General features: G+C 70.7%; 23 protein-coding genes. 11 read left to right on the plus strand and 12 right to left on the minus strand.

Annotated features, from left to right (window positions below; translation table 11 throughout):
- Positions 1–56 precede the first annotated feature (56 nt).
- The 4 genes from lepB to ACFYST_RS18590 form a co-directional block, all read right to left on the minus strand.
- Complete coding sequence (lepB, locus tag ACFYST_RS18575) at positions 57–866, minus strand: signal peptidase I (RefSeq protein WP_387645391.1); 810 nt, start codon at positions 864–866, stop codon at positions 57–59.
- Positions 867–887: 21 nt separating this feature from the next.
- Complete coding sequence (locus ACFYST_RS18580) at positions 888–3,179, minus strand: FtsX-like permease family protein (RefSeq protein ID WP_387863622.1); 2,292 nt, start codon at positions 3,177–3,179, stop codon at positions 888–890.
- Positions 3,176–3,862, minus strand: a complete 687-nt coding sequence (locus tag ACFYST_RS18585; protein WP_387645395.1) for an ABC transporter ATP-binding protein — start codon at positions 3,860–3,862, stop codon at positions 3,176–3,178. Before ACFYST_RS18585 ends, ACFYST_RS18580 begins: the two co-directional genes overlap by 4 nt.
- A gap of 114 nt (positions 3,863–3,976) precedes the next feature.
- The gene (locus tag ACFYST_RS18590; RefSeq protein WP_387863624.1) at positions 3,977–4,285 is read right to left on the minus strand and encodes a hypothetical protein; all 309 of its coding nucleotides are present in this window, start codon (positions 4,283–4,285) and stop codon (positions 3,977–3,979) included.
- Positions 4,286–4,794: 509 nt separating this feature from the next.
- On the opposite strand from ACFYST_RS18590, the gene ACFYST_RS18595 reads away from it, so the two are divergent.
- Entirely contained in the window at positions 4,795–5,553 is a 759-nt protein-coding gene (locus ACFYST_RS18595) for a MerR family transcriptional regulator (RefSeq protein WP_387645966.1), read from the plus strand.
- On the opposite strand, the gene ACFYST_RS18600 is transcribed toward ACFYST_RS18595, so the two are convergent.
- Genes ACFYST_RS18600 through ACFYST_RS18615 form a run of 4 tightly spaced genes read right to left on the minus strand, consistent with a single transcriptional unit; the run spans position 5,541 to position 11,316 of the window.
- Positions 5,541–7,709 carry a 3-hydroxyacyl-CoA dehydrogenase NAD-binding domain-containing protein gene (locus ACFYST_RS18600; RefSeq protein WP_387863626.1) on the minus strand — a complete coding sequence of 723 codons (2,169 nt, stop codon included), beginning with the start codon at positions 7,707–7,709 and terminating at the stop codon, positions 5,541–5,543. The genes ACFYST_RS18595 and ACFYST_RS18600 overlap by 13 nt on opposite strands.
- Positions 7,710–7,750: 41 nt before the next feature.
- The gene (locus ACFYST_RS18605) at positions 7,751–8,965 is read right to left on the minus strand and encodes an acetyl-CoA C-acetyltransferase (protein WP_380481793.1); all 1,215 of its coding nucleotides are present in this window, start codon (positions 8,963–8,965) and stop codon (positions 7,751–7,753) included.
- Positions 8,966–9,018: 53 nt separating this feature from the next.
- Positions 9,019–10,161 carry an acyl-CoA dehydrogenase family protein gene (locus tag ACFYST_RS18610; protein ID WP_387645403.1) on the minus strand — a complete coding sequence of 381 codons (1,143 nt, stop codon included), beginning with the start codon at positions 10,159–10,161 and terminating at the stop codon, positions 9,019–9,021.
- A 12-nt stretch (positions 10,162–10,173) separates the two neighbouring features.
- The gene (locus ACFYST_RS18615; protein WP_387645406.1) at positions 10,174–11,316 is read right to left on the minus strand and encodes a CaiB/BaiF CoA transferase family protein; all 1,143 of its coding nucleotides are present in this window, start codon (positions 11,314–11,316) and stop codon (positions 10,174–10,176) included.
- Positions 11,317–11,465: 149 nt separating this feature from the next.
- On the opposite strand from ACFYST_RS18615, the gene ACFYST_RS18620 reads away from it, so the two are divergent.
- Together ACFYST_RS18620 and ACFYST_RS18625 are read left to right on the plus strand one after the other, a co-directional pair.
- Positions 11,466–12,167 carry a GNAT family N-acetyltransferase gene (locus ACFYST_RS18620; RefSeq protein ID WP_387863628.1) on the plus strand — a complete coding sequence of 234 codons (702 nt, stop codon included), beginning with the start codon at positions 11,466–11,468 and terminating at the stop codon, positions 12,165–12,167.
- A 47-nt stretch (positions 12,168–12,214) separates the two neighbouring features.
- Positions 12,215–12,706, plus strand: coding sequence for a GNAT family N-acetyltransferase (locus ACFYST_RS18625; RefSeq protein WP_387863631.1), 492 nt, complete (start codon positions 12,215–12,217; stop codon positions 12,704–12,706).
- A gap of 10 nt (positions 12,707–12,716) precedes the next feature.
- Here the strand turns inward: ACFYST_RS18625 and ACFYST_RS18630 are convergent, their stop codons facing one another.
- Positions 12,717–13,925, minus strand: coding sequence for a PucR family transcriptional regulator (locus tag ACFYST_RS18630; RefSeq protein ID WP_387863633.1), 1,209 nt, complete (start codon positions 13,923–13,925; stop codon positions 12,717–12,719).
- Positions 13,926–14,053: 128 nt separating this feature from the next.
- On the opposite strand from ACFYST_RS18630, the gene ACFYST_RS18635 reads away from it, so the two are divergent.
- The 5 genes from ACFYST_RS18635 (at position 14,054) to ACFYST_RS18655 (ending at position 17,583) form a co-directional block, all read left to right on the plus strand.
- Entirely contained in the window at positions 14,054–15,547 is a 1,494-nt protein-coding gene (locus ACFYST_RS18635; protein WP_387863636.1) for a flavin-containing monooxygenase, read from the plus strand.
- Positions 15,548–15,771: 224 nt separating this feature from the next.
- On the plus strand, positions 15,772–16,035 hold the full coding sequence (locus ACFYST_RS18640; protein WP_387645419.1) for a DUF1876 domain-containing protein: 264 nt from the start codon (positions 15,772–15,774) through the stop codon (positions 16,033–16,035).
- Positions 16,036–16,203: 168 nt separating this feature from the next.
- The gene (locus tag ACFYST_RS18645) at positions 16,204–16,854 is read left to right on the plus strand and encodes a Pr6Pr family membrane protein (protein ID WP_387863639.1); all 651 of its coding nucleotides are present in this window, start codon (positions 16,204–16,206) and stop codon (positions 16,852–16,854) included.
- Positions 16,855–16,903: 49 nt separating this feature from the next.
- A complete protein-coding gene (locus ACFYST_RS18650) occupies positions 16,904–17,188 on the plus strand; it encodes a hypothetical protein (RefSeq protein ID WP_387645424.1) in 285 nt (94 codons plus the stop codon).
- Positions 17,170–17,583, plus strand: coding sequence for a DNA-binding protein (locus tag ACFYST_RS18655; protein ID WP_387645426.1), 414 nt, complete (start codon positions 17,170–17,172; stop codon positions 17,581–17,583). The genes ACFYST_RS18650 and ACFYST_RS18655 overlap by 19 nt, the downstream gene beginning before the upstream one ends.
- Before the next feature lie 3 nt (positions 17,584–17,586).
- Here the strand turns inward: ACFYST_RS18655 and ACFYST_RS18660 are convergent, their stop codons facing one another.
- The gene (locus ACFYST_RS18660; protein WP_387863642.1) at positions 17,587–18,396 is read right to left on the minus strand and encodes an IclR family transcriptional regulator; all 810 of its coding nucleotides are present in this window, start codon (positions 18,394–18,396) and stop codon (positions 17,587–17,589) included.
- A gap of 204 nt (positions 18,397–18,600) precedes the next feature.
- Here ACFYST_RS18660 and ACFYST_RS18665 point away from each other — a divergent pair, with 204 nt between their 5' ends.
- The 3 genes from ACFYST_RS18665 to ACFYST_RS18675 are packed head-to-tail and all read left to right on the plus strand — an operon-like array spanning position 18,601 to position 21,762.
- Positions 18,601–19,899: an extracellular solute-binding protein gene (locus ACFYST_RS18665; protein ID WP_387863957.1), complete on the plus strand. Its 1,299-nt coding sequence runs from the start codon at positions 18,601–18,603 to the stop codon at positions 19,897–19,899.
- A 43-nt stretch (positions 19,900–19,942) separates the two neighbouring features.
- The gene (locus tag ACFYST_RS18670; protein ID WP_387863645.1) at positions 19,943–20,917 is read left to right on the plus strand and encodes a carbohydrate ABC transporter permease; all 975 of its coding nucleotides are present in this window, start codon (positions 19,943–19,945) and stop codon (positions 20,915–20,917) included.
- A complete protein-coding gene (locus ACFYST_RS18675; protein WP_387645433.1) occupies positions 20,914–21,762 on the plus strand; it encodes a carbohydrate ABC transporter permease in 849 nt (282 codons plus the stop codon). The genes ACFYST_RS18670 and ACFYST_RS18675 overlap by 4 nt, the downstream gene beginning before the upstream one ends.
- Positions 21,763–21,768: 6 nt before the next feature.
- On the opposite strand, the gene aroA is transcribed toward ACFYST_RS18675, so the two are convergent.
- Positions 21,769–22,989, minus strand: coding sequence for a 3-phosphoshikimate 1-carboxyvinyltransferase (gene aroA, locus ACFYST_RS18680; protein WP_387863647.1), 1,221 nt, complete (start codon positions 22,987–22,989; stop codon positions 21,769–21,771).
- Between the two features lie 74 nt (positions 22,990–23,063).
- Entirely contained in the window at positions 23,064–23,963 is a 900-nt protein-coding gene (locus ACFYST_RS18685) for a JmjC domain-containing protein (RefSeq protein WP_387863650.1), read from the minus strand.
- Positions 23,964–23,978: the final 15 nt, after the last annotated feature.

Consider the following 23,978-nt stretch of genomic DNA (forward strand, 5'->3'; position numbering starts at 1 on the left):
CGTGGGAAGTGGAGCCCCTCCGTGTCGCCCGATCCCTGGTGGCGCCGGCCGGTCGTTCACCAGGCCTTCGCGTGCCGCCTCCGGGGGAGACGGGAACGAACCGCCTCGGCCCAGCGGCCCAGGGTCCGCCAGGAGGCGATCAGTTCGAGGACCACTCCGGCGACGATCGCCGCAGACTCCACCAGGTAGAGCGGGAACCGGGTCATCCCGGCCGGACCGGACAACAGGCTCCAGTCCTGGAGCGGCCACCCCACGGCAACCACCTGCCCCTGAATGCTCCCCAGCGGGAGGGTCCCCCGGTCGGCCTCGTTGAGGTGCGACCGCGAATCGACCGAGATGCTGCGGGCGTCCCCCAGCACGAAGACCCGGCCGTCCGGAACCTTCACCGTGAAACGGCCGAAGGCGGCATTGTCGCCGTGCGCGTACGGCTCCTCGACAACTCGGTCGTTCACGGTGATCCGCCCCTGCTCGTCGACGCCCACGGTGTCGCCACCCGTCGCCGCGATCCGAACCGTGTAGGACAGACCCGCAAGATCTCCGGCCCAGTCCCCGCTGCGAACCAGCACCATGTCACCGCGCCGGATGCCCTTTCCGCCGGCGGCGTCCAAGTCGATGACGGTGTCGTCCCATGCCTTGGCGGTGGGCGTCATCGCCACGGTGCCCACGGTGTGCAACTCGTAGCGGGAGAGCAGCGAAAGTGCTCCGGCCAGAATCAGAACCGTTCCCACGACGGCAAATACGATCCGTCGCCGTCGCTCTCCGGGCCGCACCGTCGGCCTGTTCGGCCCGGCCGGCGCGGCACCGGTGTCCTGCGGTGCGGCCTCGGTGCCCGACACCGGCGGGCTGCTCTCGGCGATGCTGTCCATGCGTGTCCTCACGTTCTGCTGCTACTCGCGGCGAAGGTCTTCCGGACGGGGATTCAGCCCCGAGACGTACGTGCTGACTACGGCCGCCAGGGCCAGGGCGGCAGCCACCAGCGGGAGTGCGAAGCCGGCGGCGCCCCAGTACCAGCCGATCTGTTGGCCCGACAGCAGGAGTACCGCGTTGGCCGCGAGATGTCCCGTGCCGAGCGCCAGTACCAGTGCGAGGCAGAGCGGTGCCAGGAGTTGACACACCTGCACGACTCGGAGCATCCGCTTCGGCACTCCCACCACCACCAGGGAGGCGACCTGCCGACGACGGTCGATGGCCCGTCCGACGGCACTGATGAGGAAGGCCACCACACCGAGCAGGAACCCGACCCAGATTCCGGAGTACACCACTCCCTGGTTGACGTGGAAGGCTTCGAGCCCGTCGAGGTCGAGGTCCACGACACTCATGGTCGCCGCGGGAGCCACCCGGACCAGGTCCGTGGCGAACCGGTCGAGGCCCTTGACGCTGGCCGGCAGCCGGTAGAAGTAGATGGTGTTCGACGTCAGCGAGTCGGCCGTGACGGGCCGGGTGTCGAGCAGTGTCATCCCCAGCGGGAGCAGGCCCGGGTTGGGCACGTCCAGGGTGCGTTCCGGTGCCTCCAACGTCACGGCGCCCTCGCGGGACACCTGGAACGGCAGCGGAGTTCCGGCGGGCACCAGCGGCGACACCTGCCCGCCCAAGGTGGTCCGGAGCCGATACAGCGAGCCGTCCTGGCAGTCCGGAAGCGGGGCGGCGACCATGCTGCTGAGCGTCCGGCAGTCCGTCTGGATCCGCTGAACTCCCATCAGCCGCACGCGGTCCGCGTCCGACGGCGGACCTCCGCCGCCAGTGGGGGGCGCGGTGACGCTCTTCTGCTGCAGCCAGTGGAACGCCGCCGGCAGCGAGAGCGCCCGCTCACGGGCGTCCGCCGGAATATCGTTCCCGGAGAGGTGCACGATCAGCTGGTTGGGCGCCGGCATCGCGGCCAGTTCCGACTGCCTCAGCACGCCCGCGCCGATGGTCGCGGTGAGCACCAGGACCGACAGGCCGGCCAGGTGCCAGGACACACCGGCCGACTCGTACCGGACCCGGCGGGCCGCCAGGCGCACCGGCAGCGGCAGGGACATCTCGGCGATCCGGTCGGCGGCGGTACTCAGGACCGGCCGCAGCAGCAGGAGCATCCCCACGGCGGCGAGCAGCACGCCGGCGATCAGCAGCGCACCCGATCCGCCGCTCATCACGGTCCGGTGGCCGGCGCTGTTCTGCGAGGTGAGAAGCGGAAAGCCGATCAGCCCCAGCCCGAGGAGGAACGGCACGCCGTACCACCACTTGGGGTCCTTCTCTGCCGGATCGAACCGCGCCTCCAGCGGTTTCGACAGCGCCCGTCCGGTGCCGCGTGCCCCGATCAGGCCCGCGCCGAGCCCGCTCACCAGGACCGCGCCCACGGCACCGGCCACCGTCAGTTGCGAGGTCGATGGGTACCAGGTGAAGCCCAGCAGATCGGACGGCCCGAGGAAGCGGTTGGCCACGACGTAGCCCACGACGCCGAGCAGACCGCCGAGGGCGCCCGCGGCGGCCGACTCCAGCGCGGCCAGCCGCAGCACCCGCCGGCGGGTGAAGCCGAGCAGGCGGAACGCGGCGTACCTGCGGATACGGCTGGCGGCCGAGAGCCGGGAGCAGACCACCAGATAGATCGCCATGGGCGCCGCGACGATCAGGGCCAGTTCGAGCGGAACTCCGTCGAACCGGGCCTGCACGTCGGCATCCGCACCCGCACCGCCCCAGCCGCGCCCCTCGACCGGACGGCCGATGCGGTCCTTCGGAACACCGACGTAGGCATACAGCTCGGACGGCCCCATAAGACCGGACGGCCCGATCGTCCCGATCGGCGCGCCCGCCAGGAGGCTCTTGAAGTCGGCGTCCCGCTCGGCGAGTCGGGCCGCCGCAGGGGAGAGCACGACCTCTCCCGGGCCGGGAAGGCGGGACACTCCGGGCGGCAGGGACGGCGAGGCGGAGTCGGCGGCCACCAGGATGCGAGTCAGCCGGGCCCCGTGCCAGCTTCCGGAGGCGACCTGGAACTCGAAGGTTCCCCGCTGGTTGTCGAGTGCGCTGAGCGGCTGCCGGTTCGACGTGACCGCCCCGCGCTCCGTGAGCACGGCCGGCACCGTGGCGATCAGCAGGACCACCACCGCGCCGAGGGCAAGTCCGAGCACCATCAGCGCCATTCGGGCCGCGCCGGCCGGCCCGCCGCCCCTGATGATGCGCAGCGCCAGTCGAAGATCGGTCACTTCTCGACGCTCCCGGACTCGACCGTCCCCGAACTCCGTACCGCCCCGTCGAGGAGGGTGATCGTCCGGTCCGCCTTCCGGGCCACCGCAGGATCGTGCGTGACCAGGACGACCGCGCTCCCCTGTTCCCTGGCCAGCTCCCACAGCAGGTCGATCACCACCGCGCCGTTGGCACTGTCGAGCGCCCCGGTCGGCTCGTCGGCGAACACCACCGCGGGACGATGGACCACCGCCCGGGCCACCGCCGCGCGCTGCGCCTGCCCGCCGGAGACCTTGGCCGGCCGCCGGTCGGCATGCTCGGTCAGGCCGAGGCGGTCCAGCAGCGCGGCCACCCGCTCCCGGCGTTCCGGCTTCGGCACTCCCAGCAGTTCCAGCGGCAGCGCGACGTTCTCGGCAATCGTCAACTCGGCGACCAGGTCGGACGATTGGAAGATGAACCCGAAGTCCGTCCGCCGCAGCTCCGACCGCTCGTCATCCGTCAGACCACTCAGCGGCCGCCCCCGGAAGGTGATCTCGCCGCGGTCCGGCCGGATCAACCCGGCAAGGCAGTACAGCAGCGTGGTCTTACCCGAGCCACTCGGCCCGACCAGGGCGACTGCCTCACCGGCGTCGACCGAGAGGGTCACACCGTCGAGCACCCGCGCGGTCTGGAACGAGTGGCCTACGTCTTTGCCGACGAGCATGTGGTTCCGATCAGGTTGAGCGGTAGGGTGGCATGGCGCCTGCCCGGGCTTCTGTTCCAAGCCCGGGCAGGCGCGTTCTACTGACCACCGGCGGCTGCCGGTGAGGGCCGGTGATTACCGGGACATGTACTCAAAGGTGCAGTTGTCGGTGCCCCAGCCGTTGAAGCGGCAGGTCTGCACGTAGCCGTAGGTGACGTAGGTCGCCTGCGGGTCGTAGACCACCCGGTCCACCCAGACGGAGGTGCCGCTGCCGCCGGAGTTGGTACCGATCTGCGTGTAGCCGTAGCCGGAGACCTTCGCCTCCGCCTTCACGCTGTTGTCGTCGGCCGAGGTGTCGTTCAGGTTGCCCGAGACCTCCATGCCGCCGTGGTTGCTGCCCGACGCCCACCAGTAGACGTTGCCGTCCAGGTTCTGGGTGCTCATGCCCACCCAGATGGAGCCGTTGCCGCTCCGGGCCATGGCGGAAGTCGCCGCACCCCCGACCACAGCGGCGGTGAGTCCCAGAACCGCTATTCCCTTACGCACGGAAGAACGCATGTCCCCTCCAGGGATAAAGAAATGACAGGAAAGTTGATCACAGAGTGAAGAGGTCACTCCCCTCCGTGATCAACCGTCAGGACTGTAACCAGTGCGTCACCGGACTAATCACATCTCGCGCATACATGTGAGGCAGGTCACGCCAGATGTCGGGCGATAGCCCCGCATACCACGCTCCGGAATCTCAAGTTCCGGCAAAAGCGCGGCAATCGACAATCCGCTCACATCGCATCGCGAGGGATCATACAACGATCAACTGCCTCAACTCGTATGCGAAGCAGCGCAATTGACACGAACCAGGCGAAGGCATGGCCCGGCGGGGCCATGGACCGCCGGGCGAGACCGGTGTCACACTGCTGGTGTCACAGTGGTACTGGTGCGAGGGCTGGGGTGCGATGGGTGGCGGGGAGCCGCGGTTCACGGTGGACGAGCTGGCCGCCCGGGCGGGGGTGACGGTCCGGACGCTGCGGTTCTACGGCGCGAAGGGGCTGCTGCCGCCGCCGGAGCTGGGGCCGCGGCGGGTGGGGCTGTACGGGGCCGAGCACCTGGGGCGGCTTGAGTTGATCGAGGAGTTGCAGCGGCAGGGACTGACGCTGGCCGCGATCGACCGGTATCTCGCGCAACTGCCGTCGGACATCGGCGAGTTGGACCTGGCGATCCACCGGGCGCTGGTGGCGTCCTGGACGCCGGAGTCCTTGGAGGAGGCCGGCCGGGCGCAGTTGGAGCGGCGGACGGGGCGGGCGCTGTCGGACGCGGATCTCGACAGTCTCGCCGCGATGGGCGCGCTGCACCGCACCGAGGACCCGGACGTGTTCAAGGTGGAGCCGGGGCTGCTGCCGCTGGGCGTGCGGGTGCTGGACGTGCCGATCCCACTGGAGACGCTGGTGGCGGCCCGGGCGGTGGTGCGGCTGCACAGCCAGGCGACGGCGCACGATCTGCACCGGCTGTTCCGGGACACCGTGTGGCGGCCGTACCGGGAGAGCGATCCGGAGCCCGAAGAGCTGGAGCGGATGCGGGAGTTGGCCGACCGGATCCAGCCGATGGTGGTGCAGGCGCTGGTGACGGCGTTCCAGCGTTCGCTGGCGGAGGAGCTGGCCCGCCCGGCCGAGACCGAGCGGGCGGGCCAGCAAGAGGACAGCGATCAGTCGCGGTAGCGGCCGCCGCTCTCGGCGAGGGCGACCAGCGAGGCCGGCGGGGTGAAGCGCTCGCCGTACGCGGCGGCGAGTTCGCGGGCGCGGGCGGTGAAGCCCGCGGGGCCGCCCGGGTAGCCGTTGATGTACTGCAGGACGCCGCCGGTCCAGGCGGGGAAGCCGATGCCGAGGATGGAGCCGATGTTGGCGTCGGCGACCGAGGTCAGCACGTTCTCGTCCAGGCAGCGGACCGAGTCGAGGGCCTCGGAGAAGAGCATCCGCTCCTTCATGTCCTCGAACGGGATCTCCGCGCCGGGCCGCGAGAAGTGCTCACGCAGGCCGGGCCACAGCCGGGTGCGGCGGCCGTCGGCGTACTCGTAGAAGCCGGCTCCGCCGCTGCGGCCGGGGCGGCCGAACTCGTCGATCATCCGGTCCATGACGATCTCGCCGGGGTGCTCGGTCCAGGTGCCGCCGGCCTCCTCGACGGCACGGCGGGACTCGTTGCGGATCTTGCGCGGCAGGGTGAGGGTGAGCTCGTCCAGCAGCGACAGCACCTTCGCGGGGTACCCGGCCTGGGCGGCGGCCTGCTCGACGGAGGACGGGTCGAGGCCCTCGCCGATCATCGCGACGCCCTCGTTGATGAACTGGCCGATCACCCGGGAGGTGAAGAAGCCGCGGGAGTCGTTGACCACGATCGGGGTCTTGCGGATCTGCCGGACCAGGTCGAAGGCGCGGCCGAGCGCCTCGTCGCCGGTCTCCGGGCCGCGGATGATCTCCACCAGCGGCATCTTGTCGACCGGCGAGAAGAAGTGCAGGCCGATGAAGTCGGCGGTGCGCTCGACGCCCTCGGCGAGCAGGCCGATCGGGAGGGTGGACGTGTTGGAGCAGAGCAGCGCGTCGGGGGCGACCACGTGCTGGATCTCCTGGAACACCTTGTGCTTGAGCTCGGGGTTCTCGAAGACCGCCTCGATGACGGTGTCGCAGCCGGCCAGGTCGGCCGGGTCCGCGGTGGGGGTGATCCGGGAGAGGAACTCGTCGCGCTCCTCGGCGGACAGCCGGCCCCGCTGCACCTGCTTGTCCAGCAGGCCGGCGGAGTAGGCCTTTCCGCGTTCGGCGGCCTCCAGGGTGACGTCCTTGAGCAGCACCGTCAGCCCCGCCTGCGCGCACGAGTACGCGATGCCCGCGCCCATCATGCCGGCGCCCAGCACCGCGACCTTCGAGGCCTTCCAGGCGGGTACCGAACTCGGGCGGGAGGCGCCGGAGTTGACGGCCTGCATGTCGAAGAAGAAGGCCTGGATCATGTTCTTGGAGGTGGCCCCGCAGGCCAGCTCGGCGAAGTACCGGGCCTCGATGACGAACGCGGTGTCCACGTCCACCTGCGAGCTCTCCACCGCGGCCGCCATGATGTTGCGCGGCGCCGGGTAGGGCGCGCCGTTCAGCTGCTTGCGCAGGTTGGCGGGGAAGGCGGGCAGGTTGGCGGCCAGCGCGGGGGTGCTGGGGGTGCCGCCGGGGATCTTGTAGCCCTTGGCGTCCCAGGGCTGCGCGCTCACCGGGTTGGCGGCGATGAAGGCGCGCGCCGAGGCGATCATCTCCTCGGTGGTGGCAGCGAGTTCGTGCACCAGGCCGTGCTGGACGGCCTGTGCGGGACGGTACTGCCGGCCCTGCAGCAGGACGTTCAGCAGGGCGTCGGTGATGCCGAGCATCCGCACGGTGCGGACCACACCGCCGCCGCCGGGCAGCAGGCCGAGGGTGACCTCGGGCAGGCCGATCCTGCTGCCGGGCGCGTCCAGGGCGATCCGGTGGTGGCAGGCCAGGGCGATCTCCAGGCCGCCGCCGAGCGCGGCGCCGTTGATCGCGGCGACCACCGGCTTGCCGAGGGTCTCCAGCTTGCGTAGCGCGCGCTTGATCCGCATCGAGTTGGCGAACACCTGCTCGGCGTCGTCCGGCCCGACGGCGGAGAGGAGCTTGAGGTCGCCGCCGGCGAAGAAGGTCTTCTTCGCGGAGGTGACGATGACGCCGGTCAACTCCTCGGTGCCGGCCAGCCGTTCGACGGTGGCTTCGAGCGCGTCGGTGAAGGCGGCGTTCATGGTGTTGGCGGACTGGGCGGGGTCGTCGAGGACGAGGGTGACCACGCCGTCCTGGTCCTGCTCCCAGCGGATGGGGCTGCTCACGTCGGTCATTTCGTTGAAGTCCTTGGGTGAGTACGTGAGTTGACGGATGGTCAGATGCGCTCGATGACGGTGGCGATGCCCATGCCGCCACCCACGCACAGGGTGGCCAGGCCGTAGCGCAGGTCGCGGCGCTCCAGTTCGTCGATCAGGGTGCCGATCAGCATCGCGCCGGTGGCGCCGAGCGGGTGGCCGAGCGCGATCGCGCCGCCGTTGACGTTCACCTGGTCGTGGCGGAAGCCGAGTTCGCGCATGAAGCGGAGGGCGACGGCGGCGAACGCCTCGTTGATCTCCACCAGGTCGATGTCGGCGGCGGTCAGCCCGGCCTTGGCGAGGGCCTTGCGGGTGGCGGGGGCGGGGCCGGTGAGCATGATGGTGGGCTCGGAGCCGGAGACCGCGGCGGAGACGATCCGGGCCCGCGGCGTCAGGCCGTACCGCTCGCCGATCTCCTTCGAGCCGATCGCGACCAGCGCCGCGCCGTCCACGATGCCGGAGGAGTTGCCCGCGTGGTGCACGTGGTCGATGGACTCCACCCAGTGGTACTTCTGCAGCGCGACCGCGTCGAACCCGCCGAGGTCACCGATGTCGGCGAAGGACGGCTTGAGGCCGGCCAGCGTCTCCACGGTGGTCCCGGGGCGGATGAACTCGTCGCGGCCGAGCACCACCAGGCCGTTGCGGTCCCGCACCGGGACGACCGAGCGATCGAACAGGCCGTCCGCCTGCGCCTTGGCGGCGCGGGCCTGCGACTCGGCGGCGAACGCGTCCACGTCGGTGCGGGACAGGCCCTCGATGGTGGCGATCAGGTCGGCGCCGATGCCCTGCGGGACGAAGCCGGTCTCGTAGGCCGTCATCGGGTCGGCGAACCAGGCGCCGCCGTCGGAGCCCATCTTCACCCGGGACATCGACTCCACGCCGCCGGCCAGGATCAGGTCCTCCCAGCCCGAACGGACCTTCGCCGCAGCCAGGTTGACGGCCTCCAGGCCGGACGCGCAGAAGCGGTTCTCCTGCACGCCGGCGACGGTGTCGGGCAGGCCGGCGGCGATCGCCGCGACCCGGGCGATGTCCGAGCCCTGGTCACCGATCGGGCTGACCACGCCGAGCACGATGTCGTCGATCGCGGCCGGGTCCAGCGTCGGGAAACGACGGCGGAGTTCGTGGATCAGGCCGACCACCAGGTCGATCGGCTTGGTGCCGTGCAGGGAGCCGGTCTGCTTGCCGCGCCCGCGCGGCGTGCGGATCGCGTCGTAGACGTACGCTTCGGTGGTCACGGTGTCGGTTGCCTTTCAGACGGGTGGGTCGGCCGGGGTCAGCCGAGCGGGGTTCAGCCGAGCAGGGAGCGGCCGACGATCTCTTTCATGATCTCGGTGGTGCCGCCGTAGATGGTCTGGACGCGCCCGTCGGTGAACGCCCGGGCGACCGCGCTGTCGCTCATGTAGCCGGAGCCGCCGTGCAGTTGCAGGCAGCGGTCGGCGACGCGCTTCTGCAGTTCGGTGGACCACCACTTGGCCATCGAAGCGTCCGCCGGCGTCAGGTTGTACTTGTTGTGCTCCAGCACGCAGCGGTCCACGAAGGTCCGGGTGACGGCGCACTCGGTGGCCATCTCGGCGATCTCGAAACGCACGTGCTGGAGCTTGGCCAGCGGACGGCCGAACGCGGTGCGCTGCTTCACGTACGCCATCGTCTCGTCCAGCACGAACTCCGCGCCGGCGATCGCCGCGACCGCGATCGCCAGCCGCTCCTGCGCGAGGTTGCGCATCAGGTACAGGAAGCCCTGGTTCTCCTCGCCCAGCAGGTTCGCCTTCGGCACCCGCACGTCCTGGAAGAACAACTCGGCGGTGTCCTGCGCCTTCTGGCCGATCTTGTCGAGGTTGCGGCCGCGCTCGAAGCCCGGCATGCCGCGCTCCACCACCAGCAGGCTCAGCCCGTGCGCGCCGCCCTCGGCGGTGGTCTTCGCCACCACCACGACCAGGTCCGCCAGGATCCCGCTGGAGATGAACGTCTTCGCGCCGTTCAGCACGTAGTGGTCGCCCGCGTCCACGGCCGTGGTGCGGATCGCCTGCAGGTCGGAGCCGGTGTCCGGCTCGGTCATCGCGATCGCGCTGATCAGCTCGCCCGAACAGAACCCGGGCAGCCAGCGCTGCTTCTGCTCCTCGTTCGCCAGACCCGTCAGATACGGCCCGATGATGTCGTTGTGCAGGCCGATCGCCAGGCCACTGGCGCCGACCCGGGTGAACTCCTCGGCCAGCACCGCCGCGAACCGGAAGTCCTGGCTGCCACCGCCGCCGAACTGCTCGTCCACCGCGAGACCCAGCAGCCCCGCCTTACCTGCGGCCAGCCAGGCGTCACGGTCGACGATGCCCTGCCGCTCCCAGCGGGCGTGGTGCGGGATGACCTCCTTGGCGAGGAAGGCCCGGACGCTCTCGCGGAAGTCCTCGTGTTCCTCGGTGTAGAGCTCGCGCTGCAACGGGTGTCTCCTTCAGGAGGCTTGCGGGTCGAGTGTTGGAACAGCCCAGTCGCGGGCCACCTCGGCGGTGTGCTCGCCCGGACGCGCGGGCGGGGTGCGCAGCGCGGCCGGGGTCGCGGAGAAGCGCGGGGCGACGCCGGGCTGTACGGTGCCGTGCTGCTCGGTGTAGCTGCCGCGGGCGGCCAGGTGCGGGTGCTCCTTGGCCTGACTGAGCGTCAGCACCGGTGCCACGCAGGCGTCGTGGCCCTCGAAGAGCTCCGTCCACTCGGCCTGGGTGCGGGTGGCGAAACGCCGGGCGATCCGTTCGCGCAGTTCGGGCCAGCGGGGCAGGTCGTACTGCGCCGGGGCGTCCTCTTTCAGGTCGAGGAGGCGGGTGAACTCGGCGTAGAACTGCGGCTCCAGCGGGCCGACGGCCATCCACTGCCCGTCGGAGGTGGCGAAGGTGCCGTACCAAGGGGCGCCGCCGTCCAGCAGGTTGACGCCCCGCCGGTCCTGCCACAGGCCGGCGCCGAGCAGGCCCCACAGCATGGTGGACAGGTGCGCGGCGCCATCGACGATCGCGGCGTCCACGACCTGGCCGGTACCGGTGGCCCGGGCGTGGTGCAGGGCGGCCAGCAGGCCGACCACCAGGTACAGCGAACCGCCCGCGTAGTCGCCCAGCAGGTTGGCCGGGATCGCCGGGGGGCTGTCCGCCTCACCGATCAGGCCGAGGACGCCGGAGGTGGCGAGATACGTGATGTCGTGCCCCGCGCGGTCGGCGAGCGGGCCGTCCTGGCCCCAGCCGGTCATCCGGCCGTACACCAGCGCCGGGTTGCGGGCCAGGCACTGCTCCGGGCCCACGCCGAGGCGTTCGGCGACGCCCGGGCGGTAGCCCTCGATCAGCAGGTCGGCGCGGGCGGCGAGGTCGAGCACGATGCTGCGGCCGTCCTCCGCCTTCAGGTCCACCACGACGGAGCGCTTGTTGCGGTTGGTCAGGTCCTGCTCCGGGGCCGGCCCGAGAACCTGCCCGCCCGGGCGGTCCACCCGCACCACGTCCGCCCCCAGGTCGGCGAGCAGCATCGCGGCGAACGGGCCGGGCCCGATGCCCGCCAGCTCAAGGACCCGGACGCCCGCGAGCGGCCCGGCGGCCTTGGCGGGGGGTGTTGCGGGGGTCATCGGCGACCGCCTCCCAGGTTTGACAGTAAAGCTGTCACAGTGGCGATGATAGGGATGCGACTCGCCGGTAACAAGAGTCAACCGCACGGTCTGCGGCACGGGCGCCGCGATGATGGAAATCGCGTCCGACCCACCGGAGGGAACCCGCCATGCCCGACCGCGACACCACCGTCCTCGACAACCCCGTCGCCGCCTCACTCACCGGCCGACACGCCCATCTCGCCCGCCACCACGGCCGGGCCTCCAGCTTCCTCCCCGAGGTCGCGAGCTTCTCCGCCATCACGGCCGAACCCGACGCATGGGACGACCTGACCGAACTCCTCGGCACCGACGCCTTCGCCCTCCTCGTCAACTGCCCCGTCCTGCCGCCCGACCACCTGGTACCCGAATTCACCTTCGAGGGCTACCAGATGACCCACCCCGGCCACGCCCCGCTCCCCCGCACCACCGCCCGCATCGTCGAACTCGGCCCCGCAGACGTCCCCGAGATGCTCGCCCTCGCCGAACGCACCCGCCCCGGCCCCTTCCACCCCCGCACTCACGAACTCGGCACCTACCTCGGCATCCGCGAGAACGGCGCCCTCGTCGCCATGGCCGGAGAAAGGCTCAAGCCGCCCGGCTGGACCGAGATCAGCGCTGTCTGCACCGCCCCCGAAGCCCGCGGCCGCGGCCACGCCACCACCCTCATCACCACCCTCATCCACCAGATCACCACCCGCGGCGACCGCCCCTTCCTCCACTCCGCCGCCGACACCCCGGCCTTCGCCCTCTACGAACACCTGGGTTTCACCATCCGCACCAAGATCACCATCCGCGGCTACCGCACGCCCCGTGGGGATGGGCGGTGTTGACGGAAATTCGGGTGAACTCGGCGCGCCGTTCCGAATAGGGTTCCGCCGTGCCCGAGTTGCAGCAGTTGGACGCCGACCATGCCCCGGCGGTGCTGGCCTTCGAACTCGCGAACCGTGCGTACTTCGCGGCGTCGATTCCCGACCGGGGCGACGAGTACTTTGAGCGTTTCGCCGACCGGCACCGCGCCCTGCTCGCCGAGCAGGAGGCCGGCGTCTGCACGTTCTACGTGCTGCTCGCCGGGGACGGCTCGGTGCTGGGCCGGTTCAACCTGTACGACTTCGCGGACGGCAGTGCCGATCTCGGCTACCGCGTCGCGCAGCATGTCGCCGGGCGCGGCGTGGCGACGGCGACCGTCCGGGAGTTGTGCGGGCTGGCGGTGACGCGGCACGGGTTGCGGACGCTGCGGGCGGCCGCCGCCCAGGCCAATCCGGCGTCGCAGAAGGTGCTGCTCAAGGCCGGGTTCGTCCCGGACGGCCCGGCCGAGCTCGACGGCAAGCCGGGCACCTGGTTCCGGCGCGACCTCTCGCTCCAGCTGTAGCGCCGAGCTGTCAGGCGGGTGTCTGGCCGCGCCAGTGGCGGATTTCCAGGGCGGCGGCCACTTCGAGGGGGTGGTCGGCGAGGGGGCGTGGGAGGAGGGTGTCGGCGCGGGCGAGGCGGCGGAGGAGGGTGTTGCGGTGGGTGAAGAGGCGGGCGGCGGCGCGGGTGGCGTTGCACTGTTCGGCAAGGTAGGCGCGGACGGCTTCGGCCGGGGGGCCGTCGAGTGCGCCGAGGACGTGGCGGACGAAGCGGTCGGCGCCTTCGAGGTCCTGGGTGAGGAGGGCGACGAGTTCGATCTCGTCGTGGGAGGCGAGGCGTTGGACGGAGGCGAGGCGGGCGAGCATGCGCTGGGTGGTGAGGGCGTCGAGGTGGCTGCGGCGGAAGCCGTTGACGCCGGTGGCGGCGGGGCCGAGGGCGATGCGGACGGCGGGGAGCCGGTCCAGGCCGGCGCGTAGCCGGGAGAGGTCGGGGCTTGCGGCGGTCCAGACCCAGCGGGTGGCGGCGCTCGCGGTGACGTCGAGGACCGGGGGGCGGCCTGCGGAGGACGCCAACAGGTCGGCGGCGCGGTCGAGTTGGGCGAAGTCCTGGTCGAGGTCGTCGACCCACAGGACGGCGGCAGTGTGGGTCCCGGCAAGGGGGTATCCGAGCCGGGCTTCGGCGCGGGCGCGGGCGATGGGCGCGCCGTCGAGGAGGAGGGCAACGGCGTGCAGCCGTTCGGCGTGGTTGGAGCCGGTGAGTGCGGCGCGTTCGGCGCGCAGCAGGGCGGTCATCTCGCCGACGCAGGCGTCCACGAACGCGGAGATGGAGCGGAGCGAGACGTCGAGGAGGTCGCGCAGGTCGTCGGGGTCGGTGGTGAGGGTGCAGGCGATCCGGGTCCACAGGCGGAGGGCGACGCTCTCGCCGGCCCGGTAGGAGTCGAGGGCGGGTTCGTCGAGGCCGCGGCGGACGATGTCGCGGGCGATCAGTCGCTGTTCCTCGCCTTCGGGGGCGGGGACGGGCGCGCCGGGGGCGGTGACGTTGGCGGCGGCCCAGCGCAGCAGGTTGGCGCGGTTGACGCGGCGCAGGCCGGCGGAGAGGACGGGGTCGTCGGCGATGGGTCGCCGGGTCTCGCCGGCGAGGGTGGCGGCGTCGAGTTCGGCGAGCCAGTCGGGCTGCGGGTTGAGGGCAAGTTCGGCGCCCTGGCGGATCAATTTGAGGATCCGGGGCGGGGGCAGCGGCATGCCCGTCACCGTACTGGTGCAGAGTGCACCGGGAAAGAGGCAGCCCGGTGCAGGTTGAACCTGGGCAACTGCCGCAGGATTTGTGGACGATGACGTGGTCTCGTCCGCCACCGCCACAGGAGTCGCCCGTGTCCACCGATACCGTCACTGCGCCCGACGACCGGACGGCCGCGCCCGTCGAGCACCTGGACGTGCTGATCGTCGGCGCCGGGATCTCGGGTATCGGCGCGGGCCGTTACCTGACCGCCGAACTGCCCGGCAAGGAGTTCGCGATCCTGGAGGCCCGGGCCGATCTCGGCGGCACCTGGGACCTGTTTCGCTACCCGGGCATCCGGTCCGACTCGGACCTGCACACCTTCGGCTACGCGTTCAAGCCGTGGCGGGAGAAGGAGTCGATAGCGGACGCCCCGCAGATCCTGTCCTACCTGCGCGAAACCGTCCGGGAGAACGGTTTGCGGGACCGGATCCGCTACCACCACCGGGTGCTGGACGCGTCCTGGTCGACGGCGGACGCCCGCTGGAGCGTCCGGGTGGAACGCGCCGACACCGGCGAGCAGTTCACCCTGACCTGCGACTGGCTGTTCTGCGCGATGGGCTACTACCGCTACGACCAGGGCTTCACGCCCGAGTTCGAGGGGCTGGAACGTTTCACCGGCACCGTCGTCCACCCGCAGCACTGGCCCGAGGACCTCGACCACACCGGCAAGCGCGTGCTGGTGATCGGCAGCGGCGCGACCGCCGTCACCCTGGTGCCCGCGATGGCGAAGCGGGCCCGGCAGGTGACGATGCTCCAGCGCACGCCGACGTACATCATGCCGGTGCCGCGCCGCGACCACATCGCCAACCTGCTGCGGCGGCTGCTCGGCGACGAGCGCGGCTACGCGCTGGCCCGGCGCAAGAACATCGCCCAGCAGTACGCGATCTGGTCGTTCTGCCAGCGACACCCGAAGGCGGCCCGGCGGATCATCCGCTGGGTGAACGCCCGCCAGCTGCCGAAGGGTTACCCGGTGGACGAGCACTTCAGCCCGCCCTACGACCCGTGGGACCAGCGACTGTGCGCCGTCCCCAACGGCGACCTGTTCAAGGCGATCCGCGGCGGCCGGGCGGCCGTGGTGACCGACCGGATCCGCACGTTCACCGAGCGCGGGGTGCTGCTGGAGTCCGGCCGGGAACTGGAGGCGGACATCGTGGTCACCGCGACCGGGCTGAACGTGCAGGCGTTCGGCGGGATCCCGATGAGCGTGGACGGCGAGCCCGTGCGGCTCGCCGAGACCGTCGCGTACAAGGGCATGATGCTCTCCGGCGTCCCCAACTTCGCCTACGCGATCGGCTACACCAACTCCTCCTGGACGCTGAAGATCGGCCTGCTGTGCGAGCACTTCTGCCGCCTGCTGGCCCACATGGAGCGGCGCGGGCACCGGATCTGCCGCCCCGAGGTCGCCGACCCCGCGATGCCCACCCGGCCGTTCCTGGACTTCACGGCCGGGTACATCCTGCGCGCCGTCGACGGGCTTCCCCGGCAGGGCGACCGGGCGCCGTGGCAGACCTCCACCAGCTACCGCGACGACAGCCGGATGCTCGGCACCGGGCAGGTCACCGACCGCGAGCTGCGCTTCTCCTGAACCTTCTCCGACCGCTGGACCTTCTCCGACCGCTGAACCTTCTCCGACCGCTAGACCTTCTCCGACCGCTGGACCTTCTCCGACCGCTAGACCTTCTCCGACCGCTGGACCTTCTCCGACCGCACCCCGGCCGCCGCCTCTTGCCGCTTGCCGGGGGCGGGCGGACGCTGGGAGGAAGGCGCACCGGCCGCCCGTCGCCGGTGCGCACGGGAAGGTGACACGTCATGCAGAACCACTGGATCGTCGACCTGACCTTCGAAGAGGACGAGTCCCGCACCACCTGCACAGCATCGCTCAGCGGCTTCAGCGCGCCCGGCGCTCAGGGCAAGGGCATGGCTCGACGCAATCCCACCGACGACCCCGACACCGTCATCGGCGAGGAGCTGGCCGCCGCCCGCGCTTTCCACGACCTGGCCCACCAACTGGCCGGCCAGGCGGAGACCGGAATCGAGAGCCACACCCACAGCCCGGCGCACCTCCCGCTCTGACCGCCTCGCGCAGCTGAGCGTCTGAGCGTCTGAGCGGCGCCGAACTCCCTTACGGGGCGGGCCCGTCCACCGGCCGGTGATCTTTTCGGACCATCGAACCGGCAGGTAGAGTGCGGCGATCAGTCGTGCCCACGGGGGGCACCAGCGAGACGAATCACCGGTGACCGCATGACCGTCTGGACCCGCCCCGCCCTGTGGTGGCGCTGCGCCATCGCCCTGTCCGCGTTCCTGGGGATCTACCTCAGCAACAGCTCACTGGTGTACTTCACGCTCCAGAGCAACGTGCTGGTGCTGGGCTACTTCCTCGGCGCGACCTACTGGATGGTCAAGCGGGGGACGGTCGACGCCCCCGCGCCGCGGCTGCGCGGCGCCGCCGTCCTGTACATCACCATCACCGGCATCGTCGCGCACGTGCTGCTCAACCACGGCGAGAACCCGCTGCCCGGCCTGGTCTCCGGCCCCGACCGCCTCCAGCACTGGTCCAGCTTCTTCCTGCACTACACCACCCCGCTGATGGTGCTCGCCGACTGGCTGCTGCTCTCCCCCCGCAACGCGTCCCGCTGGCGCGACCTGCCGCTCTGGCTCTCCTACCCCCTCGGCTACGCCTTCCTCACCGAGGCCCGCGCCATCGCCTTCCCGAACTTCCCCCTCCGCTACCCCTACTTCTTCCTCGACCCCACCGAGAAGGGCTACGGCTGGGTCGGCCTCCAAATGGTCCAGCTCGTCCTGGAGTTCATCGTCCTCGCCGCCCTGGTCGTCGCCCTCGACCGCCTCGGCACCAAGCTCCGCCGCCAGCCTGCGGCGCCGGCGGAGGCCTGACGGCCGGTCGCCCCGGGGCCGATTCCCACTCCTTTGATAATCTGGCCTCATGACCGAGCGCACCTACAGCATCGGCGACGGACCGGCGACCAGGGTCAGCCTGTCCCTGCCCGAGGGCACCGCGGCCGCGATCCGGGAGCGGGTCGGCAAGCGCGAGTTCTCCGCGTTCATCACCACAGCCGTCGAACGCGAGCTCCGTGGCCGGATACTGGACGAATATCTGGCCGACTACGAGCGCCGCAACGGGCCGATCCCCGCCGCTGAACAGGACCGTGCCCGCCAGGTGTTCGACGAAGTGTTCGCCGGAGAGGGCGAATGGCCCGCCGCAAGCTGAACCACGAAGGAACGCTGGTCCTCGACTCCGAGGGGCTCTCCAAGCTGCTCTCGGACCACGCACCGGTGGTCGCCCTGGTCGCGGAAGCGCGTGCCCGCGGCATGGAAGTGGTGATCAGCGCCCTGACGATCATCGAAGCGGTGCACGACCGGACCGATCGGGTCCGACTGAGCTGGCTGCTGTCCGGCATGCGCATCGCCCCAGTCGGCGACGAGGAGGCCAAGGCGGCGTCAGCCCTCCTGCTCGCGGCCGGCCTGCATGGCCACAAGTACGCAATCGACGCTGTCGTGGCCGAACTCGCCCTGCGCCAGCAGCGGCCCGTGGTGGTGCTGACCTCTGACGTCGACGATCTCACCAAGCTCTGCGGCGGCCAGGTCCGGCTGGTCGCCGTATAGCCGTCAGCGGGTGGAGCCCATCGTCCGCGACACCCTTGCGGCCGTCGCGGCGACGACCGGGCCGAGGTCGCGGGCTCGGGCGGCGGTGATGCGGGAGGTGAGGGCGGAGGTGGAGATGGCGCCGATGACGGTGTTGTTGTGGTCGAAGACGGGGGCGGCGATGCAGCGGACCTCGGGTTCGTTCTCGCGGTCGTCGACGGCGTAGCCGCGGCTGCGGATGCGGGTGAGTTCGGTGCGCAGGGCGGCGGCCGAGGTCAGGGTGCGGGGGGTGATCGCGGGGAGGCCGTGGGTGACCACGGTGGTGAAGGCGTCCTCGGGCATCCAGGCGAGCATGGCCTTGCCGACGGCGGTGCAGTACATGGGGGCCCGGCTGCCGATCCGGGAGGCCATCCGGACGGCGGTCTCGTTCTCGACCTTGTCGACGTAGACCACGTACGGCGCGTCGGGGACGCACAGGTGAACGGTGCCGCCGACCTCGCGCATCAGCTGGTGGGCCTCTTCGGAGGCGGCGGTGCGCAGGTCGAGGGTCGCGAGGTAGGCCTGGCCGAGCTGGAGTGCGCCGGGGCCGAGCCGGAAGTGGCCGGTGTCGCGGTCGCGGGCGAGCAGCTGGGCGTCGACCAGGGGTGCGGCGAGCCGCAGCACGGTGGATTTCGACATGCCGAGGCCCTCGGCGAGCGCGGTCAGGCTGAGGTCGGGTCCGGTCGCGGCGTGGTCGCGGACGTGTTCGAGCACGGCCAGGGCGCGGCGCAGCGACGCGGACTGGTTGCGTTCCGGCCGGTCGGCGGGCCGGCTTTCGGCGGCGGTGCTGGTCATGGGGTGTGACGCTACGACGCGGTGGGCCGCAGTTCCAGTTCCGCAGCACATCATTTTGCAGTGCACAACTTTCGCGCTCTGCTCTTGTCGGCGTGCCCGGCGGCTTTCTAATGTCCCGCTCACACCGATCCCCCACTGCATGTCCCGGTTTCCTCCGGATCTTGCAGGTGCGTCCCGCTTTTCGGCGAGGAGATGACGTTGAGCATGAAGAAGCTGGCCCGTGGTGCCGCCCTTGCCGTGCTGGCGGGCACCGTGGCGACGGCCTGCGCGCCGGGTACCGCCAAGACCGCTTCGTCCGCGGACAAGCAGACCGGCACCGTGAAGGTGTGGTTGTACGACGAGGCGAACCGGGCGCCGAAGGAGCAGGTGGTGGCGCAGGCCGTCGCCGACTTCAAGGCCAAGCACGCGGGCGTCGACGTGCAGGTGTCGTACATTCCGACGGACGCCGGGCCGCGCGCGGAGAAGATGAAGGGCGCGTTCAACGACCCGTCCTCCGCGCCGGACGTGGTGGAGTTCGGCAACACCGACCTGTTCGGCTACACCGCCTCGGGCGGCCTCGCCGACCTCACCTCCGACCTGGCGAGCTGGGAGGAGGGCAAGGACCTGCCGCAGGACCTGAAGGACACCGCGGTGGTGGACGGCAAGACGTACGGCCTGCCGTGGTGGCTGGGTGTCCGCGCGCTGTACTACCGCACCGACGTGTTCACCGAGCTGGGCCTGGCCGCGCCGACCACGTACGCGGAGCTGAAGTCGGCGGCGGAGAAGGTCCGTTCGGCGCACGGCGACATGCTGGGCATCGCGGTGGGCGGCAAGTACACCTTCGGCGCGCTGCCGTTCGTCTGGGCGAACGGCGGCGACCTGGCGGCGCAGAGCGGTTCGGCGTACGCCTCGGCGATCGACTCGGAGAAGTCGCAGGCGGGTGTGAAGGCGTACACCGACCTGTTCACCGACGCCATCTGTCCGGCGCAGCAGTGCGCCGACCTGACCGGCGGCAAGACGGTGGAGTCGTTCGCGGCCGGCAAGGCCGGCATGGCGATCCTGCCGAACTCCTCGCGCAGCGCGGTGGAGGCGGGCGCGGCGAAGGGCAAGTACGCGATCGTCCCGCTGCCGGGCGCGGCGGCCGGCCAGATCGCGCCGGCGTTCTCCGGCGGCAACGACCTGGGTGTCATGAAGTCCACCCAGCACCGCAGCCTGGCCGCCGACTTCATCAAGGAACTGGCTTCCAAGAAGAACCAGTTGGCGCTGTTCGACGCGATGGGCAACCTGCCGACGCTGTCCTCGGCGCGCGCCGAGGTGGTGCAGAAGCAGCCGTGGCTGAAGCCGTTCACGGACACCATCGAGGCGGGCACCAAGTTCGTCCCGAAGGACGCCGCCTGGGCGAAGATCGACGCCCAGGCCGTGGTGCCGACGATGCTGCAGAAGGTCATCACCGGCAAGTCCGACGTGGCTGCCGCGACCAAGGAGGCGGCGGCCGCGATGAACACCTCGTTCAGCGGCAAGTAGCCGTCGGAGCCTTCAACCTGTAGACGAGAAGCGGAAGTTGTCGATGCCTGCCACGACCGTCACCGCCCGGGCGGACCACGGGGAATCCCCGGTCCGCCCGGCGGGCGGCGCCCCCGCGAAGGGCCGCCGCCGATCCGGGCCGCTCGCCCGGATCCCCGTCCCGCTGTGGCTGCTGCTGCCGGCCGCGCTGGTGCTGATCCCGCTGTTCGGCTATCCGCTGTACCAGCTGGGCCTGCTGTCGGTACTCAAGTTCGGCCAGCCACAGGCCTCCGGCGGGGTGCCGACCGAGTTCGTCGGACTGTCCAACTACACCGACATCCTCGGCGATTCGCAGTTCTGGGAGGTGCTCGGCCAGACCCTGGCGTTCGCCGCGTTCTGCGTCGTCGCCACCCTGGTGGCCGGCGCGGTCTGCGCGGTGCTGCTGACCCGGGTCGGCAAGTGGCCGCGGCTGCTGCTGATGTTCGGCGCGCTCGGCGCCTGGGCCGCGCCCGCGATGACCGGCTCCACGGTGTGGATGTTCCTGCTGGACACCAACTCCGGCCTGGTCAACGAGATCCTCGGCACCCAGGGCCACAACTGGATGTACGACAAGTGGTCGGCGTTCGCGATGGTCGCCGTGGTCGTGGTCTGGCACAGCTTCCCGTTCGTGATGATCACCCTGTACGCGGGCATCCAGGCCATCCCCGACTCCGTCCTGGAGGCCGCCCGCCTCGACGGCGCCGGAACCGCCACCATCTTCCACCGGATCATGCTGCCGATGCTGCGGCCGCTGCTGGTGATCGTGGTCATCCAGTCGATCATCTGGGACTTCAAGGTCTTCACCCAGATCTACGTGATGACCGGTGGCGGCGGCATCGCCGGCCAGAACCTCGTCCTCAACGTGTACGCCTACCAGAAGGCCTTCGTCGCGGAGAACTACAGCCTCGGCGCGGCCATCGGCGTCCTGATGACGCTGATCCTGCTGGCCGTCACCGCCGTGTACATCCGCGGCCTGCGCCGCTCCGGGGAGGAACTTTGAAGCGCGACAATCGCGTCCTGAGGCAGGGCGCGAACGTGGTGGCGATCGTGCTCGCCCTGCTGACCGTCTTCCCGCTGTACTGGATGGTGCTGTCGGCGCTCAAGCCGAAGGGCGAGATCACCGGCGCGCACCCGCGGCCATGGACCTTCGCGCCCACGTTGGACAACTTCCGCAACGCGCTGGGGGTTTCGGGCTTCGGGCGGTACTTCCTGAACAGCCTGGCCGTCGCCGTGGTCGTGGTGGTCGTCTCCGCCGCGATCGCCTTCCTGGCGGCCGTCGCGCTGTCCCGGTTCAAGTTCCGGTTCCGGACCACCATTCTGATCATGTTCCTGGTCGCCCAGATGGTGCCCGTCGAGGCGCTCACCATCCCGCTGTTCTTCCTGGTCCGCGACATCGGCACGGTCGCCCCCGGCTTCGGCCTCTCCTCGCTCGGCGCGCTGATGCTGGTCAACCTGGCGTTCTCGCTGCCGTTCGCGGTCTGGATGCTGCGCGGCTTCGTCGCCGCCGTCCCCGAATCGCTCGAGGAGGCCGCCCGGATCGACGGTGCCAGCCGCTTCACCATCCTGTGGCGGATTCTGTTCCCGCTGGTCGCGCCCGGGCTGGCAGCGACCAGCGTGTTCTCCTTCATCACCGCCTGGAACGACTTCGTGTTCGCCAAGACGCTAATCCTGGACACCGACCACCAGACGCTGCCGGCAGCCCTAATGGTGTTCTTCAAGCCGGACGAGAACGACTGGGGCGGCATCATGGCCGCCTCCACCCTGATGACCGTCCCGGTGCTGATCTTCTTCGTCCTGGTCCAGCGGCACATGGTGTCCGGACTCGGCGGCGCCGTGAAGGACTGAACTCCCTTATCGGGCCCAGCCCTTGAACGCCTCGTGGAAGCCCGGGAAGGTCTTGCGCACGCACCCCGGATCGTCGAACGTGATGCCCGGGGTGCGCAGCCCCGTGACGGCGAACGACATCACGATCCGGTGGTCGCCGTGGCTGGCGATCTCCGCCGCCCGCGGCGCACCGGGCCGGATCTCGATCCAGTCCCGCCCCGTCCGCACGTCGATGCCCAGCCGCCGCAGGTTCTCCGCGCACGCGTCCAGCCGGTCGCACTCCTTGACCCGGGTGTTGTACACGTCCTCGATCCGCACCGGCCCCGACGCGAACGGCGCGATCGCGGCGAGCGTCGGCATGATGTCGGAGATGTCCCGCATGTTGACCGTCCCGCCGGTCAGCGCGCCGCCCTTGACGGTGGTGGCGTCCGCTCCCACCTCCACCTCGGCGCCCAGCTGCTCCAGCACCTCGACGAACCTCAAATCGCCCTGCAACGCGTTCCGCCCCAGCCCCGGGACCGTCACCTCGCGTCCCGTCACCGCTGCCGCCGCGAAGAAGTACGACGCCGTGGACGCATCCGGCTCGATCGCGTACCGGGTCGCCGTGTAGCCGCCGGGCGGCACGCTGAAGATCTCGCCCTCCCGCTCGACCTCGACGCCGAAACTGCGCATCATCGCGAGGGTGATCTCCACGTACGGCGCGGACACCAGATCCGTGACCCGGATCCGCAGCCCGTCCTCGGTGAGCGGGCCGAGCAGCAGCAGAGCGGTCAGGTACTGCGAGGACAGCCCCGCGTCCAGCGTCACCTCGCCGCCCCGCACCCCGTCCGTCCGCACACTCAACGGATGGTGGCCGTCCTCCCCGTGGCACTCCACCTCAACGCCCAACTCCCGCAACGCAGTTGTCAACGGCCCGAGCGGCCGCCGCCGCATCTGCGCCGACGCGTCAAAGTGGAACGTCCCCCGCCCCGCCGCCACCAACGCCGGCAGAAACCGCGCCGTCGTCGCCCCGTCCCGACAGAACACCCGCGCCCCCTCCACCCCGGGCCCGCCCGGCCGCCCCCCGATCCGCCACTCGTCTTCTCCGCGCCCCACCGCATACCCCAGCGCGAGCAGCCCCTCCGCGAACCCCTCCGTGTCGTCCGACACCAACGGCCGCACCAACGTGGTAGTCCCCTCCGCAGCCGCCGCCAGGAACAGCGCACGCGCGGTGACCGACTTCGAACCGGGAATCTCGACGACAGCCACAGGAACTCCAACCGAACCGACAACAGGGCAGTCCCCGATCCTGCCCTGCCACGCCGCGGGCGAGACGGATCGTCTTACGCCTCGGACAGCAACGGCACCAGCCCTGCTCGGACGGCCCCGGCAGTGGCGCTGGTGTCCGCCATGGCGAGGAACCTCACCAGCGCCGAACGCACGTCGTCCAGCGTGCCCGGCAGATTCTCCGCCGTCAGCTTCTCCGGCGGGATCCCGGCCCGGAACTCGTCGCTGTGCAGCGCGGTGCGCACCAGCGCTTCCGCCAGGTCGAGCGGGATCCGCTCCCACAGGGCGAACGTGAGGTGGAACGACGGGTCCGAATCGCCCGACAGGCAGTGCGGGCTGTGCACCCACCCCCGTGGCAGGACCAGCGTGTCGCCGGGCGCCAGCACGTACTCCGCGTACGGCTCGGTGCTGTCCCAGCGCTCCTGCATCTCGGCCGTCCACATGCCCGGCGAGTCCAGGTAGTCGTCCACCGGGGACACCACCTCGGGCCGCCAAATCGGCCACCGCTTCCGGCCGTTGACCTGCGTGACCGCGGCCTGGAACTGGTCCCAGTGGTGGGTCAGCCCCTGCTGCCCCGGTGGAGTGACGATTCCCGAGACGGACAGGGTGTACCCGGTCTCGGCATGGATCGCGCGGCACAGCTCGGCCAGGTACGGCACGCGCTCCTGCAAGTGCCGCAGGTTGACAGTGTGCCCGCTCTCGAACAGTGTCCTCAGCCGACCGGAACGCATCCTGCCGCCCCGCGAGAATCGCCCCGGGTGAACGGCCCTGCCGTCCTTCACCGCTGCGGTGAACGCCGGGTCCGTCAACCCGTGGTCGATGTATGCCTCGATCAGCGACAGCGGGATCCGTTCGTCCAACTCGGAGCCCTCACGGCGGTATACCGCGGGTTCGGTCGGGCATGCCCGAAGGAGGGCGGCGGCGGCCTCTTGGCCGACCAGTGTTGCGAGTGCCATTTCAGTCGCCTCCGA

The sequence above is a fragment of the Kitasatospora sp. NPDC004614 genome (assembly GCF_042873675.1).
Classification (GTDB): Bacteria; Actinomycetota; Actinomycetes; order Streptomycetales; family Streptomycetaceae; genus Kitasatospora.

Excerpts from the sequence above, each read along its gene's own strand:
- lepB (WP_387645391.1), bottom strand. The coding sequence starts at position 866 with ATGGACAGCATCGCCGAGAGCAGCCCGCCGGTGTCGGGCACCGAGGCC.
- ACFYST_RS18585 (WP_387645395.1), bottom strand. The coding sequence starts at position 3,862 with ATGCTCGTCGGCAAAGACGTAGGCCACTCGTTCCAGACCGCGCGGGTG.
- ACFYST_RS18590 (WP_387863624.1), bottom strand. The coding sequence starts at position 4,285 with ATGAGCACCCAGAACCTGGACGGCAACGTCTACTGGTGGGCGTCGGGC.
- ACFYST_RS18595 (WP_387645966.1), top strand. The coding sequence starts at position 4,795 with ATGGGTGGCGGGGAGCCGCGGTTCACGGTGGACGAGCTGGCCGCCCGG.
- ACFYST_RS18600 (WP_387863626.1), bottom strand. The coding sequence starts at position 7,709 with ATGACCGACGTGAGCAGCCCCATCCGCTGGGAGCAGGACCAGGACGGC.
- ACFYST_RS18615 (WP_387645406.1), bottom strand. The coding sequence starts at position 11,316 with ATGACCCCCGCAACACCCCCCGCCAAGGCCGCCGGGCCGCTCGCGGGC.
- ACFYST_RS18620 (WP_387863628.1), top strand. The coding sequence starts at position 11,466 with ATGCCCGACCGCGACACCACCGTCCTCGACAACCCCGTCGCCGCCTCA.
- ACFYST_RS18630 (WP_387863633.1), bottom strand. The coding sequence starts at position 13,925 with ATGCCGCTGCCCCCGCCCCGGATCCTCAAATTGATCCGCCAGGGCGCC.
- ACFYST_RS18640 (WP_387645419.1), top strand. The coding sequence starts at position 15,772 with ATGCAGAACCACTGGATCGTCGACCTGACCTTCGAAGAGGACGAGTCC.
- ACFYST_RS18645 (WP_387863639.1), top strand. The coding sequence starts at position 16,204 with ATGACCGTCTGGACCCGCCCCGCCCTGTGGTGGCGCTGCGCCATCGCC.
- ACFYST_RS18650 (WP_387645424.1), top strand. The coding sequence starts at position 16,904 with ATGACCGAGCGCACCTACAGCATCGGCGACGGACCGGCGACCAGGGTC.
- ACFYST_RS18655 (WP_387645426.1), top strand. The coding sequence starts at position 17,170 with ATGGCCCGCCGCAAGCTGAACCACGAAGGAACGCTGGTCCTCGACTCC.
- ACFYST_RS18660 (WP_387863642.1), bottom strand. The coding sequence starts at position 18,396 with ATGACCAGCACCGCCGCCGAAAGCCGGCCCGCCGACCGGCCGGAACGC.
- ACFYST_RS18665 (WP_387863957.1), top strand. The coding sequence starts at position 18,601 with ATGAAGAAGCTGGCCCGTGGTGCCGCCCTTGCCGTGCTGGCGGGCACC.
- ACFYST_RS18670 (WP_387863645.1), top strand. The coding sequence starts at position 19,943 with ATGCCTGCCACGACCGTCACCGCCCGGGCGGACCACGGGGAATCCCCG.
- ACFYST_RS18685 (WP_387863650.1), bottom strand. The coding sequence starts at position 23,963 with ATGGCACTCGCAACACTGGTCGGCCAAGAGGCCGCCGCCGCCCTCCTT.